The organism is Mucilaginibacter yixingensis, assembly GCF_041080815.1.
Lineage (GTDB): Bacteria > Bacteroidota > Bacteroidia > Sphingobacteriales > Sphingobacteriaceae > Mucilaginibacter > Mucilaginibacter yixingensis.
This window is the reverse complement of record NZ_CP160205.1, coordinates 3,168,867-3,188,640: the sequence shown is the minus strand read 5'-3', so window position 1 is coordinate 3,188,640 and position 19,774 is coordinate 3,168,867. Positions and strand designations below refer to the sequence as shown.

At 45.0% G+C, this 19,774-nt stretch carries 12 protein-coding genes; 5 read left to right on the top strand and 7 right to left on the bottom strand.

Features of this window, described 5'->3' with window-relative positions; all coding sequences use genetic code 11:
• Nucleotides 1-2 precede the first annotated feature (2 nt).
• Nucleotides 3-1,367 carry a polysaccharide lyase 6 family protein gene (locus ABZR88_RS12950; protein WP_107826929.1) on the top strand — a complete coding sequence of 455 codons (1,365 nt, stop codon included), beginning with the start codon at nt 3-5 and terminating at the stop codon, nt 1,365-1,367.
• A gap of 282 nt (nt 1,368-1,649) precedes the next feature.
• On the opposite strand, the gene ABZR88_RS12945 is transcribed toward ABZR88_RS12950, so the two are convergent.
• The 6 genes from ABZR88_RS12945 to ABZR88_RS12920 form a co-directional block, all read right to left on the bottom strand.
• Complete coding sequence (locus tag ABZR88_RS12945; RefSeq protein WP_245916985.1) at nt 1,650-3,881, bottom strand: alpha-galactosidase; 2,232 nt, start codon at nt 3,879-3,881, stop codon at nt 1,650-1,652.
• A gap of 52 nt (nt 3,882-3,933) precedes the next feature.
• Nucleotides 3,934-4,851, bottom strand: a complete 918-nt coding sequence (locus ABZR88_RS12940; protein WP_107826930.1) for an AraC family transcriptional regulator — start codon at nt 4,849-4,851, stop codon at nt 3,934-3,936.
• A 55-nt stretch (nt 4,852-4,906) separates the two neighbouring features.
• Nucleotides 4,907-6,439 carry a RagB/SusD family nutrient uptake outer membrane protein gene (locus ABZR88_RS12935; protein ID WP_107826931.1) on the bottom strand — a complete coding sequence of 511 codons (1,533 nt, stop codon included), beginning with the start codon at nt 6,437-6,439 and terminating at the stop codon, nt 4,907-4,909.
• Nucleotides 6,440-6,449: 10 nt separating this feature from the next.
• Complete coding sequence (locus ABZR88_RS12930) at nt 6,450-9,803, bottom strand: TonB-dependent receptor (RefSeq protein ID WP_170113534.1); 3,354 nt, start codon at nt 9,801-9,803, stop codon at nt 6,450-6,452.
• A 319-nt stretch (nt 9,804-10,122) separates the two neighbouring features.
• Nucleotides 10,123-11,304 carry a FecR family protein gene (locus ABZR88_RS12925; protein ID WP_107826933.1) on the bottom strand — a complete coding sequence of 394 codons (1,182 nt, stop codon included), beginning with the start codon at nt 11,302-11,304 and terminating at the stop codon, nt 10,123-10,125.
• A gap of 88 nt (nt 11,305-11,392) precedes the next feature.
• Nucleotides 11,393-11,959 (bottom strand): RNA polymerase sigma-70 factor, encoded by a 567-nt coding sequence (locus tag ABZR88_RS12920; RefSeq protein ID WP_146166465.1) that lies wholly within the window; start codon nt 11,957-11,959, stop codon nt 11,393-11,395.
• Between the two features lie 526 nt (nt 11,960-12,485).
• Here ABZR88_RS12920 and ABZR88_RS12915 point away from each other — a divergent pair.
• From ABZR88_RS12915 to ABZR88_RS12905, 3 genes are read left to right on the top strand one after another with little or no spacing between them, the layout of a single operon-like run.
• A complete protein-coding gene (locus tag ABZR88_RS12915) occupies nt 12,486-15,674 on the top strand; it encodes a SusC/RagA family TonB-linked outer membrane protein (RefSeq protein WP_170113535.1) in 3,189 nt (1,062 codons plus the stop codon).
• An 11-nt stretch (nt 15,675-15,685) separates the two neighbouring features.
• A complete protein-coding gene (locus ABZR88_RS12910) occupies nt 15,686-17,134 on the top strand; it encodes a RagB/SusD family nutrient uptake outer membrane protein (RefSeq protein ID WP_107826936.1) in 1,449 nt (482 codons plus the stop codon).
• A 22-nt stretch (nt 17,135-17,156) separates the two neighbouring features.
• Nucleotides 17,157-17,837 (top strand): fasciclin domain-containing protein, encoded by a 681-nt coding sequence (locus ABZR88_RS12905; RefSeq protein WP_107826937.1) that lies wholly within the window; start codon nt 17,157-17,159, stop codon nt 17,835-17,837.
• A 146-nt stretch (nt 17,838-17,983) separates the two neighbouring features.
• On the opposite strand, the gene ABZR88_RS12900 is transcribed toward ABZR88_RS12905, so the two are convergent.
• Nucleotides 17,984-18,529 carry an RNA polymerase sigma factor gene (locus ABZR88_RS12900; protein WP_146166466.1) on the bottom strand — a complete coding sequence of 182 codons (546 nt, stop codon included), beginning with the start codon at nt 18,527-18,529 and terminating at the stop codon, nt 17,984-17,986.
• Between the two features lie 233 nt (nt 18,530-18,762).
• Between ABZR88_RS12900 and ABZR88_RS12895 the strand changes: the two genes are divergently transcribed.
• Complete coding sequence (locus ABZR88_RS12895; protein ID WP_107826939.1) at nt 18,763-19,632, top strand: FecR family protein; 870 nt, start codon at nt 18,763-18,765, stop codon at nt 19,630-19,632.
• The last annotated feature ends 142 nt before the right edge of the window (nt 19,633-19,774 follow it).

Sequence of the window (19,774 nt, the reverse complement as noted above, 5' to 3'; positions counted from 1 at the left end):
TGATGTGTACAGCCATATTTATGGTGGCACAGAGCCCCGCCAGGGCGCAAACCAAACAAGTTTCTTCATTAAAAGAATTGCAGGCCGCTATAGATAAAGCCAGGCCCGGCGATGTAATCAGTGTGGCCGATGGTGTTTACCCGGCAACAGAGAACATCAACATTACTGCACATGGCAACGCTGCCCATCCCATTACCATAACTGCACAACATACCGGTGGTGCCGAGGTTTCCGGCAGCGGTGGGTTTAACATTACAGATAATGCCAGTTATATTATCGTTCGTGGGTTTAAGTTTACCCATGCCGCCTCAAAAACAAAAACGGGTCCTAATACCAGTTTCTGCCGTTTTACGCAAAATGTTTTTGAAAATACCGGAGATGGGGAAGACCTTACGGTAGCCGGCAGCGATCAGGAAATTGATCATAATACCTTCGATCATAAAAATGCCATGGGCCGGTTTATTGCCATCAGGGGCAAAGGATCACAAATTGCCGAGCGGCTGCATATCCATCATAATTATTTTAATGATTTTAAATCGCAGGGCGGTAAAAACGGTGCCGAAGCTTTCCAGTTCGGGTTGAGCGGATTCAGTCTTTCTACCAGTAACAGTGTGGTGGAGTATAATCTTTTTGAACACTGTGCCGGCGAGAATGAACTGATCTCTGTAAAAGCATCCGGCGTTACACTGCGTTATAATACCGTGCGCGACTGCCCGGCGCAGTTCACCCTGAGGCATGGCAATAAAAGCCGGGTTTATGGCAACTATTTCTTCAATACCCCTGGTCTGCGCATTTTTGGCGATGATCACCTGATCTACAGCAATTACTTTGAAAACTGCGAGACAGGCATTGTAATTGGCAATGGCGACGGCGAGGTGGCCGATGGCGCCCGGCTCACCGCGCATGACCGGCCAGACAGGGTACTTATTGCCTTTAATACCATGGTTAACAATAAGATCTCCATGGTACAGATGCAGCGCAAAAATGGTATGGGGGCAACAGCTATAACCGTAGCGTATAACCTGATACAAGGTGGCGATAATGCCGCCAGTATATCCGGACCAATGCGCGATGCAAAATGGGAAGGCAACCTGGTTTTCGGTACAAAAACTAATGGCGATTTGCCTGCCGGTACATTCACTGTTATCGACCCGAAACTTGAGAAAACAGCTTCAGGAGCTTATCATCTTACGGCGCAAAGCCCGGCCATCAACAAGGCGACAACAACTTTGGCGGGCATAACTACAGATATGGATGGCCAAAAACGGGTAGCCCCATTTGATATTGGTGCTGATGAATTTAGTACTGATGCGGTGGAGGCCAAGCCTTTATCGGCAAAAGACACCGGCGTGCAATCAGCTTTATAGGTTTCATACAATTGGTTTACTGGTTGGCAGGGCTTCCTCTTTCTGATAGAGGAGCCCTGCTTTTTTTTAACCAGTAATCGGCTTTAACATGCCGCTCCTACGGAGCTTAGATATTTTTTATACATTGATGCTATTAACATATCGTCCCAGTGGGACTAAAACAAGCTGCCTCAGCTCCAGAGGAGCGAAATGTTAATAGGAAACGTATATAATGTAATTTTCGGAGCTCCACAGGAGCGGCATGTTTTCCTTTTTTTACTTTTGCTCGTCCCGGCAATCAGTTTATTTGGATACCGCACTAATTTCTATAACCATACTGGTAAGCGGTACTATTTTCCCGGAGGACAGGTTGATGCCTTGGTTCATCAGGTAATCGCCGCTAAGGGTTTGGCCATTGCCGGCCAGGTTTGATTTAATGCCCGTAAAAGTGTTAATCTCTTCAATTTTATATTGTTTCTGCGGATCGAGGCCCCACAATTTTATCGCGCCAAATAGCTCTTTGTACCTCACATTGAGGTTGTAATGAAATAATACGGCTTTTGTTTTTTGCTGATCTACATACATCAGCGCTGCCCGGTTGCCCTCGTAAGGTGACGCCAGCCGATACAGATCACCATGCCAGATTACATCACTCAGTCTTTTATAATTATCAACGGCAGCTTTGCTGAAGGCCACTTCTTCAGCAGTCATTTTATCTACGTTAATATCATAGCCCAGTTTGCCCATCATGGCTACATCTGTACGGAATTTGAGCGATTGCTTACCCCATGAGGTAACATGAGCCGAGATGGTATTGGATGGAAAGAAATAACTGTATCCCCACTGGATATATACGCGCTCTAAGGGATCTGTGTCATCGCTTGGCCAAAACTCGGTGAAATATTTTAGTCCGCCATAATCGGTACGGCCACCACCGCCAGAGCACAGCATCATAGGCAAATGCGGGTATTTAGCGCGGATGCGGTCAAACACACGGTACAGGGCCAGCGTGTAATCTACATATAGATCAGATTGACGATCCTTTAAGTACGGTGACCACGCATTGCTCATGGTACGGTTGCAATCCCATTTAATATAAGCCAGATTAGGGTTCTCGGTCAGCAGATGATCTACTACCTGATAAACATAATCGGCCACTTTAGGATTGGCGAGATCAAGCACCAATTGGTTGCGCTGATAGTTCTCGGCACGGTTTGGCAGCTTTAAAAGCCAATCTGGATGTTGCTCATAAAGCTCGCTTTTGGGGTTCACCATTTCGGGCTCCAGCCAAATACCAAATTTGAGATTTTTGGCCGTAGCCTCTTTAACCAATTTGCTTACGCCGTTGGGTAGTTTGGTTTTGTTGGCATCCCAATCGCCTAGACCGGTCCTATCATCATTACGCGGGTACTTGTTACCAAACCAGCCGTCATCCAGCAGAAACAAGTCCAGGTCGAGTTTTTTGGCATCGTCAAACAAACCTACCAGCTTGGTTTCGTCAAAGTCGGTATGGGTGGCTTCCCAGTTGTTTAGCAGGGTAAGCCGGGGCTGATTGCCGTCCAGTACGCCGTAATTGCGCGCCCAGCTGTGCAGGTTTCTGCTGGCCTGTCCCTTGCCAGCCGTAGAATAGGTGAAGATGAATGCCGGTGTAACAAAAGTTTTTCCGCTGCCCAGATGATAGGCTGAAGCATAAGCATTGATACCTGATATCACCCGCAAGTTATCGCGCTCATCGGTTTCAAAGCGGAAGTTGAAATTGCCCGTCCAGGCCAGGGTACCGGCAATCAGTTCGCCGGTGGTTTCATCTGCAGGTTTGTTAAGAGAGAGGAAAAATACCGGTGTGCGGTACATGTCTGCCCTGGTGCCCAGTTTGCTGTCAATCTCCAGTGCGCTGTGGGTTAACCGGGTTTCTTCCTGTTTCATTTCTGAAGCCCAATCGCCATGAAAATGGGTAAGCCAGTATGCTTTTGCACTAAAATGTAACATGGACGACGCGTAGTTTTCAAGTATAATTTCACCTTTTTCCTTGTTGCTGATTTCTGTCCAGGTTTTAATAACGTCTTCTTTCTGGTAGGCATCATAATGCAGGGTAACGGTAGTTGGGTAGCGAGCGTCTTTCAGTTCAATTACGGTTTCAACCAGATCTTCTGTTTGGGTTACGTGTTGGGTTACATATTGTAGTTCGAGCGATGGGTTGCCATCAGCATGTGTAACTTTTACGGCAGGCTGAAATTGGTCTTCCATGCCGCCGGTGATATAAGCCTCATAGCGCCCTTGCGGAATCAGTGCGTAATCCTGTTTGTTAATCAATCTTTTGCCCAGGTAGTTTTGGTAAACACGTTGATTAGCGCCTATGCTTAAAACCAACGCGCTGTTATTGGTTGCAATAACGATGGGCTCTTTATTTTGCCCCACAACAGCGGTTGATGCCGATAGAATAAAAGTAAAAATGCACCCGATCTTTTTGAACGGATGCACTGTTTTGTATTGGCCGGCTGTGTTTGCGCCGGCCATTTTTGAGGTAGTATAAAACATGTATAATAAAGTATAGTACGGTTTTGAATTATAGTATAACGGTAGTTATCAGCTAACTCACCATTCGGTATTGCCGCCTTTTAACATCTGATGTATCGTGCCTTGGCGTCATAAACTCTTTCTGGTAAACCAGCGGACTTTTGCCTGTTATTTGTTTAAAGTTTTTATGGAAGCTGGCAAAATTGTTAAAGCCGCTCTCGTAACAAAGCTGCTTAATGCTCAATTTATTCTCTATCAGCAGGCGGCAGGCTTGGCCAACCTTTATCTCAATCAAAAACTGCGAGTAGGTTTTGCCCGTGTGCGATTTAAAATATCTGCAAAATGAGTTAGGGCTTACGTGCGCAATAGCTGCTATTTCTTCTAACTGGATCTTTTTCTTAAAGTTAACCATGGAGTATTGATGGATAGCATCAATGCGATCATTATCTATGCTTTGTGGCACTGGTTTAAAACTGATGGAAGAAAGAATAGATAATTTGGGGCTGCTGGCAATAATATTTAGCGCCTGCATCAGTAACACTATACGGGCGCTGCCTTCAACCGCCAGCATTTGGTCAAGCAATTCTGCAATCAGTTTCTTTGTTGCTCCATTAATAAGTACACCACGTTTTGATTCTGTCAGCAGGTTTTTGATGCCAACATTTTCTGGTAATTGAAGAAAGGGGGCGCCCCAAAAATTCTCGTTAAAATGCACTACCACTACGTTTGCTTCGTGTTTAGAGTCGCTGTCATTATAATAAGGTTCATCAAAACGCCAGTAGTGCGGCAGGTTAGAACCAATCAGTATCACATCGCCAGCACGGAAATGCCTGATGCTATCGCCGGTAAACTCAGTACCGCTGCCGCGTTTTATATAAAGCAGTTCAACTTCGGGATGATAATGCCACTTATTGTTGATAGGATGAACGTCCTGCCGCACGCTGAAAGACTGTGCCGGACCGGTAGATACCTTTAGCAGTTGTGGTTTCATAAGTAATTCTTTAATCAGTGGTTTATATTGGTTTTATTGATCGGGCGGTATTTGGTTAATAGCCCTGAGTTTGCTTAAAGGCGTTATTGCCTACGGCTTTGGCTATATCAATTTCTGCCTGTGGCACAGGCCATAAGGTGTCTCGCAGGGGGAAGGTGCGCTGCGCAGCGTTAGGATCTTTAATGGTTGGAATGATCACTCGGTCCAGCGCCCAGCGTTTCAGGTCAAAGTAGCGCTGTCCTTCCAGCGCCAGTTCTATACGGCGTTCATGCCTGATCCGGGTACGCATATCCGCCTGCGACAGGCCCGCTGGCAGCACAGGCATATTAACTCCCGGCCTGGTGCGCACATCGTTAACTGCTTTGTAAACACTGGCATCGGGACCCGATACCTCATTTTTTGCTTCGGCATACATCAGCAATACATCGGCATATCTTAGGTATACCCAGTCCTGATCGCTTTGCGTACCAATTACAGTAGCGCGGGTAGAATCAACCCCCTTTTTATTCAGAAAGCCCGCAGTGGCACCAATTTGTGATGGAACAAACGGGATGCCGCCTTTGTACAGCACGCCTGGTGTAAGAATGGTAGCCAATAAACGCGGGTCACGGTTAGCGTAGGGCGACGCAGAGTTATATAATGGCGATGTAGTGATAGGCTGGCCGTCTTTACACTCGTAATCATCTACCAGGTAGTTTAAAGGCTGAAAGCTGGAACTATAGGTGTACAAATAATCGGCCGGGCTATAAGCCGTTGGTACCTGGTAGCGACCAGACAGCATGATCTCGGGGTTGCCGTTTTGGCCTGGTTTTAAGAACAGGTTACGGTAGCCACCGTTATAGATACTAAATTTCCCTTCGCTGATAATGGTGTTGGCCATAGTGGCCGCCTGCTGGTATTGATGCTGGGCCATATAAACTTTAACCATATAGCCCAATGCGGTACCCCTCACTACGTGGCCGCTATAGGCGGTGTTAGGTAGATTGCCCGCTGCAAAATTCAGATCATTCAAGATGGTATCTATTACTACTGATTTTGGCGTCCGGGCTTGCATAGAGTTGGTCGGATCTATAGTAATCTGATGAGTAGTAAGTACCACATCGCCATATAATTGTGTGAGGAGGAAATACCAGTAGGCTCTCACAAATCTCACTTCGGCACGATATTGCGTAAGCGTTGTTGATGACATTCCAATCTTGCCTACATTGTCCAGAAATGTGTTGCACGCCTGTATGGCACGGTATGAGGTGGTATAGGCATCAGTTTGCAAACCGCCAACGGTTGGGGTGATGGCACCTTGCGCAATGTTTGAGTAAGCGCTGCTGTAAGCATTATCGGTTAGCGTTTCCCAATAGGGAGTACCTGCGCCGAAGCCTTGCCCGGTGTTGCCAGATGCAGTGTAGTTAAATCCTTGTATAAAGTAACTGTAAATACCAGCCAGGGCAAGGTCGGCGTCATTTTGGGTTTTCCAGAAGGCGCTGCTGCCAATATCAGATGTAGGATTTTGATCGAGCATGTTCTTTTTGCATCCGGCCATCATAATGGCAGCGATGAAGAACAGAAAGCTATAGTTGAGCAATTTTTTCATGATGATATTTCTAAAATGTAGCCCTAATGCCAAATGAGTAAACACGGTTTTGCGGGTGTACCGCGTAGCGGGTGTTTGATGTTGATGCCACCCGTTCCGGATCTAAGCCAGGGAAAGAGGTGAACGTATGCAGGTTATCACCTGCGAAATAAATGCGCAGGGCCGACATAAACAGGTGCCTGGTAATGCTTTTAGGCAGGTCATAACCCAGTTGCACGTTTTTGATCCGCATAAATGAAGCATCTCTCAGGTAATAAGTAGAGCCGGTATTGGCATTGCTGCTGATGTTACCCTGACCCAGAATATATACCATAGGCATTGTAGTGCTGGGGTTGGTGGGCGACCACGCGTTGAGCCATTCTTGTGGTGGTGGCGAGCCCTGGTTAAAGGGTTGTATACCCCAGCCGTTTACGTAAAGCTTTTGGCCTTGCGAGCCGTAAAAGAATATGGTAAGGTCAAAGTTTTTCCAATTGAAGGTGGTATTTAAAGAGTAATCAAATTTGGGGTATGCACCGGGTACAATTACGCGGTCATTATCGTCAACCTTACCGTCGCCGTTGGTGTCGGCATATTTTAGGTAGCCCGGTTGTGGGTTGTATTGCTGGGTTGGCGATGCGGCCACTTCTGCAGCGCTTTGAAAAATGCCCAGGTATTGCAGCATATAAAAGCTGCCATAAGGCTGGCCCTCCTGGTTAATGGTATTGGTGTTGGTGCTGATGGCCGGCGCGCCGTATGATACCAGTTTATTGCGATTGGCTTGCAAAGTACCGGTTAAAGAAAATTTTACCTCGCCAATATGATGGTTGTACGTAGCTGATACTTCAATGCCTCGGTTTCGCATTTTTCCATAGTTGACCGTTGGGGCGCTGAGTCCGTAGTAAAGCGGGGTTAGCGGAGAGGCGTTCTCCAGGATATCTGATGTTAGTTTATCATACCAGTCGAACGAGAGGCTGAGTTTGTTATTCAATAACCCAATATCGGTACCCAAATCAAACACACGGGTGGTTTCCCAGCGGATATCCGGATTGGCAAGGGCGTTGTTCACTACCCCACTGGTTACAGCGCTGCCGCTAAAAGGATAAGCATAGCTGGTGTTGGTGTTATAAACCGTTCTGAAATTATAGGTTTCCTGGTAAGGGTAGTTGCCAATATTCTGGTTGCCCAGGTTGCCTAATGATGCCCGGAGTTTAAGGTTGCTCAACCAATCGGCTTTGCTTAAAAAGCTTTCTTTAGAAAGCATCCATCCTAATGATACCGAAGGGAAAAATGCCCAGCGATTATTGGCCGGAAAGCGCGATGATGCATCATAACGGGCGTTGGCTTCCAGCAGGTATTTCTCGCGGAAATCATAATTGAAGCGACCATAATAAGAGTTCAGTGCGTAAATGTTGGTTGTACCACTATTCAGTTGTGATGCCACCGGCCCGGCGTTTAACTCCTGTAAATAATTAGTGGCAAAGGGCAGGTTGCGTGTGCCTTCCAACGTTTGCGATTTATTGTATTCTACCTGTGTACCGGCAAGCAGTTTAAAATTATGGTCATTGTTGATCGATGCAGAGTAAGTTAACTGAGTATAGGCAACCGGGTAAAAGCTGTTGTTGTCTGTAACTACCAGGCCCTGGCCATTAACATCCAGGGTGCGTTCTGGCGCATCGCCCGGTTGGGCAAACCAGTTGTATTGGTAAATTACCGGTTTGAAATCTGATGTTTTATTGTAATCAAAATTGAAGCCCGCGTTGGTGCGCCATTCCAATCCTTTTGCCAGGTTAATGTTTAAATACAGGCTGCTTTGCATGTAATAATCATTCTGCTTGTCAATCGCATTTTGCGCTATGGCAATGGGGTTTTTGTTAGGCGTTTGCACGTTAGGAAACACCGAGTTTACGTACCTGCCGCTACCGTCAGGCAGGATGGGGCCGTACATTGGCGACTGCGACAAGGCCGACAGAAATTGATCCTGACTGCCGCGTGAGGTAAAAGAACGCTCGCTGTAATTAAGGGTAACACTGGCGCCAAAGGTGGCCCATTTGGTAATTTTTGAATTGAGGTTTAGCTGCAGATTGTATTTTTTGTAACCATAACCCTGCATAATATCTGGCTGGCTAACATAACCCATGCCCACATTATAAGTAGTACCATTGCTGCCGCCGGTAACGCCCAGATGATGTGTTTGCACTTGAACGGTACGAAACACGGCATTAAGCCAGTTGTAATTTGGATACAGATCGGGGTTGCTGGGGTTGCGATACAGATCTATCTGTGCCTGGCTAAATTTGTTTGGGTAGTTAGAGTTGGTAGCCGCCTGGTTCCACAGCGTCATGTATTGAACGGAGTTGTAGATCAGGTTATCAGGCAAAGCAGTTGGACTGGTGATGCCTACGTTATAATCGTATGAAAGCTCGGTCCGGCCTTCTTTCCCTTTTTTTGTGGTAACGAGGATAACGCCATTGGCAGCGCGTGTGCCATAAATTGATGCCGAAGCCGCGTCTTTAAGCACGGTTACAGATTCGATATTCTGCGGATCGAGTGCGGTGAGGCTACCAGGTAATCCATCTATAATTATGAACGGAGAGTTGCCCGCACCACTGAAAGTGCCTGTTCCTCTGATGCGTAAGGTGGTGCCCTCGTTACCAGCCTCGCCAGAGCCTTGCACTACCGATAAACCGGGTAGCTTGCCTTGCAGCAACTGGGTAGGATCTGTAGCTACGCGTTTGTTGAGGTCTGCGCCGGTTACGGTTGCAACGGCGCCGGTAAGGTCTGCCTTGCGCTGGGTGCCGTAGCCTACTACCACTACCTCATTCAGGGCGTTGGTGCTTTCTTTAAGGGTGATATTGATGGTGGCGTTATTGCTTGCAATAACCTCTTGACTAACATAGCCTATGTAACTAAAAACCAGCACCGATTGGCCGTCGGGCGCTTTTAGTTTGTAGTTGCCGTTCGCATCTGTTACGGTACCGGTCGAGGTGCCTTTTACCTTGATATTGACACCGATAAGCGGCAGGTCTTTTTCATCCGATACCTTGCCCTGAATATCAACCGGTAGCTGTACATCAGATACAGCGTTGGTTTTTCTTTTTACAACGATGGTACCCTGGATGATAGAGTAGGTGAGCGGCTGAGCCTGCAGCGTTTTATCGAGCGCAACTTCTGTAGTAACCCGGTCAACATCAATGTTTACCGGAGTTGTTTCTTTAAGTGTTGCCTGTCCGTTAACAATGATGAGCGACAGACCGCTTTGCTTTTCAATAGCGGTTAATATTTTCCTTACCGGGGCATGCTTTTCATGCAAAGTGATACTTTGACTTAAGCTTGTGGCGGATACGTGGGTGAGCGCAAGAATAACGAGACCTATACTAAGTTTCATGGCCAATAAATATTTTCTGATACAGGTAAAATGCCCCTGCAGCGACATTGCCGAGAAATACATACTTTTGTACAGTTTGGTTTAACGATGATATAATAAAATCGATCCGAGAAAATTATATTAATAGCCAAGCAGGCCGGGCAATGGTGCGAACATTCCCGGTTTTTTTATGAGCTATAAAATACTGGTAATAAAGCGTTTGGCAGCAAGGCCAATACGTCTGTCTAAAAGAAAGTCGATGTTTGGTTCATAATAGGTTTTTTCTTAATTGGTTTGTTATTTATTTAAATAGCGGATATTTCTTCTCACGGTAATATCCTTATCGGTTTATTGTTATTGTATTGCCGTTAACTTTAATATGAAAACCGGCATATTTTAATATGGTTACCAGTCCGTTAAAGTCTACCTTTCTTGACATCTTTCCGTTAAAAAGAATATCAGGGGCCTTACCATCATATACCACCTTTAGGTCATACCAGCGGGCGGCTTTGCGCATAATATCTTCAATATCGGCATCCTTGAAAACAAACATTCCGTTTTTCCAGGCGGTCTCCTCGTCGGTATCCACATCATTTAGTATGGCCTGGCTGCCATCTTTCTTCACCACATCCTGCTGGCCAGGTTTAATGATGTTATTGCCTGCCGGAGTTGATACGCTTACAGATCCCTGCAATAAGGTGGTTTTGTAAGCATCCTCATCAGCATAAGCCATTACGTTAAAGTGTGTACCCAGTACCCGCACGTCTGCTTTGTCGGTTTTTACCGTAAACGGCTGTGCCGCGTTGTGAGCTACTTCAAAATAAGCTTCGCCAGTTAGATATACCTCCCTGGTTTTACCTGTAAAGCGGGTTGGGTATTTTAACGTTGATGCTGCATTCATCCACACTTTAGAGCCATCGGCCAAGGTTAACTGATACTCGGCGCCGCGGGGAACAATGATGGTGTTGTATACCACTTCTTCACTGGTGGCGCTGTTATTGACAGCCTGATAGCTTACAGTGTGGCTGTTGTTTGATATGGTGGTGCCGTTTTTCTCGTGCAGGGTAAGTTTGTTTTGGTTAAGGGTGATTTTTTGTCCGTTACCCAAAATAAGCATGGCATGCGGTGTACCAGCAGGCAATCCTGCTTTTGGCTGAATCCTTACCGCAACATTGTTAACTGATGCTTGCTGATGTGGATGATAAACAAACAAAGCCGCAACACCGGCAGCCAAAACCGCAGCCGCAACACGCAGCCATTTTTTATAGCCGATGCGTTTAACCGGGGTATCTAAATTAAGTGTTGCCTGTAATTGTTGCCAGGCAACATTTTGTTGCAGGGTTGGTTGATCAATTTCGGCCTGCAGATACTCAGGGTTAGTCAACTGTTCAAACAGCGCTTTATTTTGGTCGCTTTCGGCCACCCAGCTATCCAGCTTATCTTGCTCAGGTGCAGTAATGCTGCCTGTCATCAGCTTACTGATCAGTCCGGCAATGTAAATATGATGCTCTGTTTGGTTCATTTGGAGATACAAACACCTGTACCCGCCAACCGGGTGACAGCTATGTTAAATTTTTTTTAAAAAATGTTCTGAGGTAAAAATGGCCAGTCTACAGGCCTGAGTGAAACATTGCCGATAGGATGAGTAATCCTTCTGGAGAATGTTTAAGCACTTCGCGCAAAATTTTAAAGCCGCGCAGCTTTTGGGTTTTAACCGTATTGATGGAGATGTTGAGCATCTCGGCCGTTTCCTGATTGGTTTTGCCCTCAAAATAGCTTAGGTAAATTACTTTGCGGTAACCTTCGGGTAGCTGATCAACCGCGGCGCGTATTTCGCCAATCACCTCGTGCCTGATGATATTGAAAAGCAGGTTGTCTTCGCTGACTTCGGTTGCCTGAGTTTCGTGCAGCTTGATGATCTTATTATGGCGGGTAACATTAAGGCAGGCGTTTTTTGCGGTTAGATATAAGAATGCCTTAATAGAAGTAGTGTTATCAAAAGTATCTGCTCGCTCCCAAAGCTTCACAAAAGTTTCCTGCACAATGTCCTCAGCCTCCTCATCACCAACTATAGTGCGGGTAAAATAAGATAGCCGCTGATAATACTCTTCGAATATCAGTTTAAAGGCATTTACATCGCCATTTCTAAAGTTCGCTATATCAATGCATTGGGGCATGCAAGGCAATAATTGGTTTACAATAACTTCAAAGTTAGTATTTAATGTGGTTGTTGCCAATATATCAAAACAACAAATCAAATAAACTTCAAAACACTAAGGTGTCAGACGCCCGTATTTGAGCTTACCCCGGGGCTTTGTATGCCAAAATAGTTTAATAAGATGGTAATTGAGCTAAGCATCTGGCGGGGTAAATGGGTAAGAATAGCTTCAGAAGGCATTTTTGAGGAATGATACATACACTCATATGCCGTGTAAAATAAACTTATTAATACGTCAATCTGGTTTATTTAACGCTGTTATTGTCAACCTAATTTAGTATATCCAATTATTTAAAACTTAAAAGCACGCGCCTATGGTGAAATTTTATATCTAACCCTGAACCAAAAACGGAGGATGTTGACGCATCCCCCGTTATAAAAGGTTCTAACTATACGTCTTTCAAAACCAAACAGTTAAAGTAACCAATTACCAAATTATGGAAAAAAAAACTTGTCGTGCAGTATCTGCGCGGATAAGATGTTTTTTGAAAAAAAATCCTTCAAAAAATTACCTTGCCATCCTGCTGGTCCTATCTGTTTTTCAGGTATCGGCCAAAGAAAAAGTATCTTTTAAAAACACTAACTCAACTTACACTCACAACAGGTTGCTAAATAATAGTGGCAACAAAACAAAAGTTGCAGCACCAATAACTGTAACCGGCGTTGTAACAGACCAAAAAGGGGAGACGCTGCCCGGGGTAAGCGTAAAGCTTAAGGGCACAACTGCAGGTGTGCTAACCAGCCCAGATGGTAAATTCTCTATTAGCGTACCAGACCAGAATGCCGTGCTGGTTTTTTCATTTATTGGCTATGTAACGGCCGAAATGCCGGTTGGCGCCAATAAAACCCTTTCGGTAAAACTAAAAGATGCCACTACAGATCTGAATGAAGTGGTAGTAACCGGCTACGGACAGGCCGTTGCCAAGCGCGACCTTACCGGTTCCATTTCCACTGTTTCAGCGAAAGATATTGAAGAACGGCATCCGATTAACCTGATTGACGCTTTGCAATCGCAGGCGGCGGGTGTGCTGGTGGTCAATGATTCTGGCGAGCCTGGCGCATCCGGTAGCGTACAAATTCGTGGCGGGTCTACTTTTTCTACCGCGGGTAACTCTCCGTTGTATGTAATAGACGGTATTTTAAGCCAAAGTGCAGACAATGTAAATCCTAACGATATTCAATCTATCGAGGTATTAAAGGATGCGGCCTCAGCAGCTATCTATGGTTCTCAGGCAGCTAACGGCGTTATCTTGATCACCACTAAACGCGGGCAAGCAGGCAAGCCGATGGTAAATCTGCAATATGCGCGCATTATTGGTACCATGTCGCACAAGCTGGAGCAGCCAAACTCTAAAGACCTGCGTGTAGAGCGAAACCTGTATAACGGCGCCAGTCCTGATAAGCCCACTACTACCAATGATTCGCTCAACGTAGTTTTCAATTCTGATAACGATAACCAGGCGGTAATTACCCAAACAGCTAAAAAAGATATTATTGACTTTGGCGTGAGCGGCGGACAAAAAGACATTCTGTTCTACTCAAGCTTCAGATACATCAATGACCAGGGGTTGATTGTAAACAGCTACTCTAAAACTATACAAGCACGTTTTAACCTGGATTATCAGCTATCGCCGAAATTTAAATACAGTAACCGGTTATCGTTCGGTTACAATACCAATAATAATATTAATGAGGGTAACACCATTAATCAGGCGTTTCAGCGTCCCTCAAACCTGGCGTTGTATTATCCGGATGGTACGTTAACGGGTTATATCAGCGGCAGACGTAATCAGCTGACGGTTGCTTTACTGGAGATTAATAAAACCAATACTTACAACGGCGATGTATTCAATCAGTTAGATTATAGTATTACCAAAGATCTCCGTTTTACCAATAACTTCGATATCAACCTGGCTGTACCGCACAACGTTTTCTTTGATCCTAAGTTGCTAAGCAGCGCCTCAGTTAGGGTTAACGCAGGGAAAGAGAGTTTTGCGCTTAATACCAATTGGGCTTATCAGGGCTTTTTAAACTACAGCAAAACGTTTGGCAATCACACTATAACTGGCGTTGCCGGTGTAAGCGCAGAAAAATCGCAAAATAACAGCTTTAAAATAGCGGGTAGCGATTATGCCAACGAGAGTTTATATACCTCCAACGTAGCCGGAACGATAGATCTGGTTAATACCGGTACCGATGCCGGTTCATCAAGCCGCGAATCTTTTTACTCACGCTTGGGCTATAATTATAAAAGCCGCTACATTTTGAGCGCTGTTTATCGTAAAGATGGTTCATCAAAATTTGGTAAAGATCGCCAATATGGCGATTTCTATGGGGCTTCTGCAGCCTGGCGTTTTTCTGACGAAAAGTTTATGGGCTGGTCTAAAAACGTGCTGAACGACGGTAAATTAAGGTTTAGCTATGGCCAGGTAGGTAATGACCGTATCCCGGCTAACTCTAACTTGCTCATCTACACATTCGGCTCTTCATTCTACAATGCTATTAACGGCGTGGTGTTGAGCAACCAGTTTGGCAACAGTCAGCTGAAATGGGAAAGTAACATCCAGAAAGATCTTGGTCTGGATCTGCAACTGTTCAACTCTAAACTAAACGTAACGGTTGATTATTATCAGAAAACCACTAAAAACCTACTTTATCAGCGCAACATCCCAGTTGAAACCGGCTTTACCAACGTGTATGTTAACGTAGGCGATATCAGCAACAACGGTTTAGAGGTTCAGCTAAATGGCAGCCCGATAGTGAAAAAGGATTTTTCATGGAACATCAATGCCAGTTTGAGTGTGGAGCGTAACAGTATCAAGAGCCTTTATAATCACCAGCCCTTCCTGGCTACCAGTGGTGGTGCTACCTACCTGGTACAGGAGGGAGGCAAGATTGGCGATTTTTATGGATACAAAGGTTTGGGCGTGTATCAGTATGATGCTTCAAACGCCTATGATGACCAGTGGAACCGCCTTACGCCGGTTGGCGTATCTGCCGATGGTAAAACCGCCACCAGCTATACCATTAACGGTAAAACTTATACCGGTACTGTGCACCACATGTATGCCGGTGGCGCATTGTTGTTGGGTGGCGATATGATTTTTGATAACGTAAAAAGGGACAGCGTGATTGATGCTAACGACCGTCAGATAATAGGCAATGCGCAGCCAACATTTTATGCCGCAATTATCAACTCCTTCAGCTATAAACAATTCACTTTATCATTCACCTTTAACACTATTTGGGGCGGCGAAGCCTATAACAGTGCTCGCCAAACGCTGGACAATCTGGCTACTTCGGGCATCGTAGCGGATAATTATACTACATATAATTCGTGGAAAAAGCAGGGTGATATTACCGATATCCCTTACATGGGCCGCAAAAACTCGACTGCCAACTTCCCCGGTACGCAGACACGTTTTTTAGAGAATACCTCTTTTATCAGGCTTAGCTATGCCAAGTTTACCTACAACCTGCCTTCTGCATTGGCATCGAGGTTTAAACTGAAAAATCTGGGCGCTTATGTATACGGAGCCAACCTGCTTACGTGGACAAACTACTCATGGTTTGATCCGGAGTTTTCATCAAGCTCGGCACTTACTCCGGGTAATGACAATGGCCGTTATCCGCGCCGCAGAGAGTTTGGTGTTGGTATTAATATGAACTTTTAATAGACGATATTATGAAAAAAATATTTTGCAGCATTCTTGTAATGCTATCTGTATCACTGTTTAGCTGTAGAAAGCTGCTCAATCAGCCGCCACAAAGCCAGCTGGCAGCCAGTGAGTTCTGGAAAACATCTGATGATGCCGTAGCCGGTGTGGCCGGTATTTATGATGGCATTCAGGATATGTTCTCCAGCCAGTTTATCTATTGGGGCGATGGCCGTAGCGATAATCTTACCTATCATCCTACTTATAATGATGGCTTGCCGCTTGCGCTCAATGTGCTGACGCCAACCACCAACGGCGCCGACTGGACACTGATCTACGCTACCATCGGTCGTGCTAATTTTGCTATCAAGTATATACCCACTATTGAAGGTATTGACCCTGCGCTGGCTAAAGATTTGCAAGCACAGGCACTAGGTATCCGCGCTTATTGCTACTTCTGGCTTATCAGGCTGTGGGGCAATGTGCCGGTTTGGACGGTGCCTTATGAAGATCTGAGTACTGATCCGTACAAAGCAGTAACGCCTGCGGCAGATATTGTGAAAAATGTCATTCTGCCTGATCTTTTAAAAGCGTATGACCTGTCAGACCATACAGCCGCGGTGGTTTGGAACCTCAACTCAGGTGGTATTGCCGCCATGCTGATGGATGTTTATATGTATAACCATGATTATACCAATGCCTTGCTATGGTGTGATAATCTGCTTAAGCTGAACCGTTACAGCCTGGAAACTACTGCCAACTGGAAAAATATTTTCATTGCGCCAAATAACACCAAAGAAGACATCTGGAGCCTGAACTGGGATTTTACAGTTGACGGCGGTAACAAAACAGCCCAAGAGATAGGCGCTGGCGATACCAATAGCGATTTTGCTATAGACCCTGCATTGTGGACTTATTATACTACTACGCCTGCAGATATCAGGGGCGCACAAACCATAGATTTCAAGGTGAATAATCACGATAAGATTTTGAAATACTATGCGGTAAACCTTGATAAAAACGGCAACCAGATCTATCCAAACTCGCCGCAAGCTAATTTGATGTTTCCGCTGTATCGTTTGGCTGATATTTACCTGCTGCGTGCCGAGGCGCTGAACCGCACCGGCGACCAGGCCAACGCCCTGATTTACCTCAACATGGTAAGAACCCGTGCCGGCTTACCTGCTTACAAAAGCACAGATTTTGCCACTGCAGACGATATGCTCTTTGGCAACCCGATAAACAGCAATGGTATTTTACGTGAAAGACAATTGGAGTTTTTCTGCGAAGCCAAACGCTGGTTTGACTTACAGAGAAACGGTATCATCATCAGCACTATGGACCCGGTAATTAAAAGCAGGCAGCTGATACGCAATATTCCGCAAACCGGTTTCGGAGATGCGCGTAAGGTGTTCTGGCCAATCAATCAGAACGTGCTGAACGCCAATCCAATGATCTCGCAAAACGCTCCTTATTGATTCATTTTAAATTTTAAGACAAATGAAAACTATAAAATATTTAATTGTTGTAATGCTGCTGAGCGGTCTGGCTAGCTGTAATATTGCCGGCCTGAAATTGCAGGAAAGCGCCGATTATCATCCCTACGTGCTCGATCCGCGGATTGATGAAACTACCTGGCAGTATATAAAAGACCGCAGTTACAATTTTGCTAAGAAAGACACCATCTTTAAGCTGATGCGGCAGGCCATAGAGTATTCTGGTATTGATACCAACGTATACATCAAAACCAACAGCACTTTTATATTGCTGCATAACGATGCTATTTACCGTACCACCGTAGTAAACAAAGTAACTACCGTTACTGCCGACTGCTACTTTGGTAAATACCTGGTAAACGGAAAGCCGGCCACCAAGTGGAGTGATTACCCCAAAGACCAGGTGAAGAATTACCTGCTTTATCTTATTGTGCAGGGAGCCTATTCTTTTAACAATCTTACGCCAACAAATGTAATGGCTACCACGTTAGAGCCACTTAACACAGATCCGCTTAACCCTAATTCACTTATGGCACTAAGGGTAAATGACGATCAGAACTTTACCCTGCGATTGAATGATTTTTCAAACTCGGTAGGTTACGTGAGCGTGAGAACCAGTAACATACAACCAACAAATGGCATGATACATGTAATAGACCGTGTATTGTTTTACCAAACTAAGTAACGGAGCTATATAATTAAGACGTCATTGCTAAGAACGAAGCAATGACGTCTTTTTTTAATGATAGGGCGATCTATTAATATCAGCATCAAAAAAAATCCCCGGAGTAATTACTCCGGGGATTTTTTTTGATTGAAATTGTTGAAAAGCTAAGCTGCCTCCATTTTAGTCCGTAAGATTTTGAGTGCGTTGGTAAGCTGATTTTTAACCGTTTGCGGACTAATATTTAAGAGCGCTGAGATCTCATTTACAGAGAGGTACTGCTGGCGCGATAAAATAAATACCTGCTGCATTTTTTCAGGTAGCAAATGAATATGCTGGTCAAGAGTTATAGCGGTTTGCTTGGCAATCAGGCGGTCTTCAACCGGGTTTTCCGGTGTTGGTTTTTTACCGATCTCGGTAAGTACCTGTTCCAATGTTTTTCTTCTGGATGCATCTTTTTTAAAGAAGTTGGCAATAGCATTTTTTATAGCGATTGTGAGGTAGGAGGCATGATAGCGCTCCACGCTCAATGTTTCTCTGATGCCCCAGAAATTAATAAATACGGTTTGCACCAGGTCTTTGGCATCTGCGGATGACCGGGTGGCCTGGTAGGCCATGTGATAGAGCAATCTCCAGTTTCTGCGGTAAAATTCATCAAAGGCTTTAATGTCGCCACTTTTAATTTTTGCGATCAAATCCTGTTCGGTCTGCATGTCTTCGTCTAATAAGCATTTGTCAACCCCAGGCAGATTTGGGTTGATATAATTGGTTTCTGCAATTGACCAATTTTTAAAAAGCGATTTGGAAAGGCATTTGGCCAAGTATTAAAGCATTTTGGCATCACAGCCCGAGTGGCAATCCGGTATAAAATTTTTTGCTTCCCGGCTAGTACCTGTGCGGGGTAGCGGTGTATAAGCACATATAAACCGCTACAGTCTTTATTAATATGTTTAGAAGAACCGGGCCGAAACGCTATGATCTGGATAGTGATGCACATCTGCACAATGAGCAAGCTATGGAGGCTATTGAGCTGGAAATGCTCAACAATATTCATGAGCAGATAGGTTATCGCCCCAGGTTTTTCTCTGCCGCAAAAATCAGGTATGCTGTAGCGGCTTCGGTGTTACTGATATGTGTTGGGGCTTGGTTCTTCATCAATAGTTTATATAGTTCAGGCAAAGTGCTAACGGCTTCTGCGCAAAACGGGCATATGGCTACCATTAGTTTGCCAGATGGCTCAACCGTGTGGCTTAACTCGGGATCGACCATCAGCTATCCGTCTAAATTTTCAAAGCAAAGAGAAGTACAACTGCTTAACGGTGAGGCTTTTTTCCAGATTAAGCATGATGAGCAGCATCCTTTCATAGTACACTATGGCAACCTGCATACCCAGGTATTGGGTACCAGCTTTAACATTAAGTACTATAAAAAGTTGAATGATGTGCGGGTTACCGTGGTAACCGGTTTGGTAGCGGTTGGCGATAAGACCAAAAGCTTCGGCCTGCTGCAACCCAATAAAGAACTGATCTATCACCAGCAGCAAAAAAAATACGACACCAGAACGGTAAACGCTGCCAAGGTAGCCGCCTGGCGCAACCGCGAGGTAAACTTATATGATGTGCCTTTTGAAGACCTGGTGCTGAACATTGAAAATAGTTACAACGTCAGGCTCAATTACAACCGTCGGCAAATGAAGGATGTGGTGGTTACCATTCACTTTTCATCTGCCGATGATATGACGCAGGTGCTCGAAATTATCAAAGCCATCTACCGGCTCAATTATAGCATAAAAGGAAAGGAGGTGGTATTGCACTAATCATACCCTGAAAAAAAAAATACCCGGGCCGTTGCACGGGTATTAGTTAAATGACCATGCTGGTAATTGGAAGGGTCTCAAGCTAAACCAACTACCGGCATATTACCGATCAATTAAACCTAACAAATATGATAAAAAAACC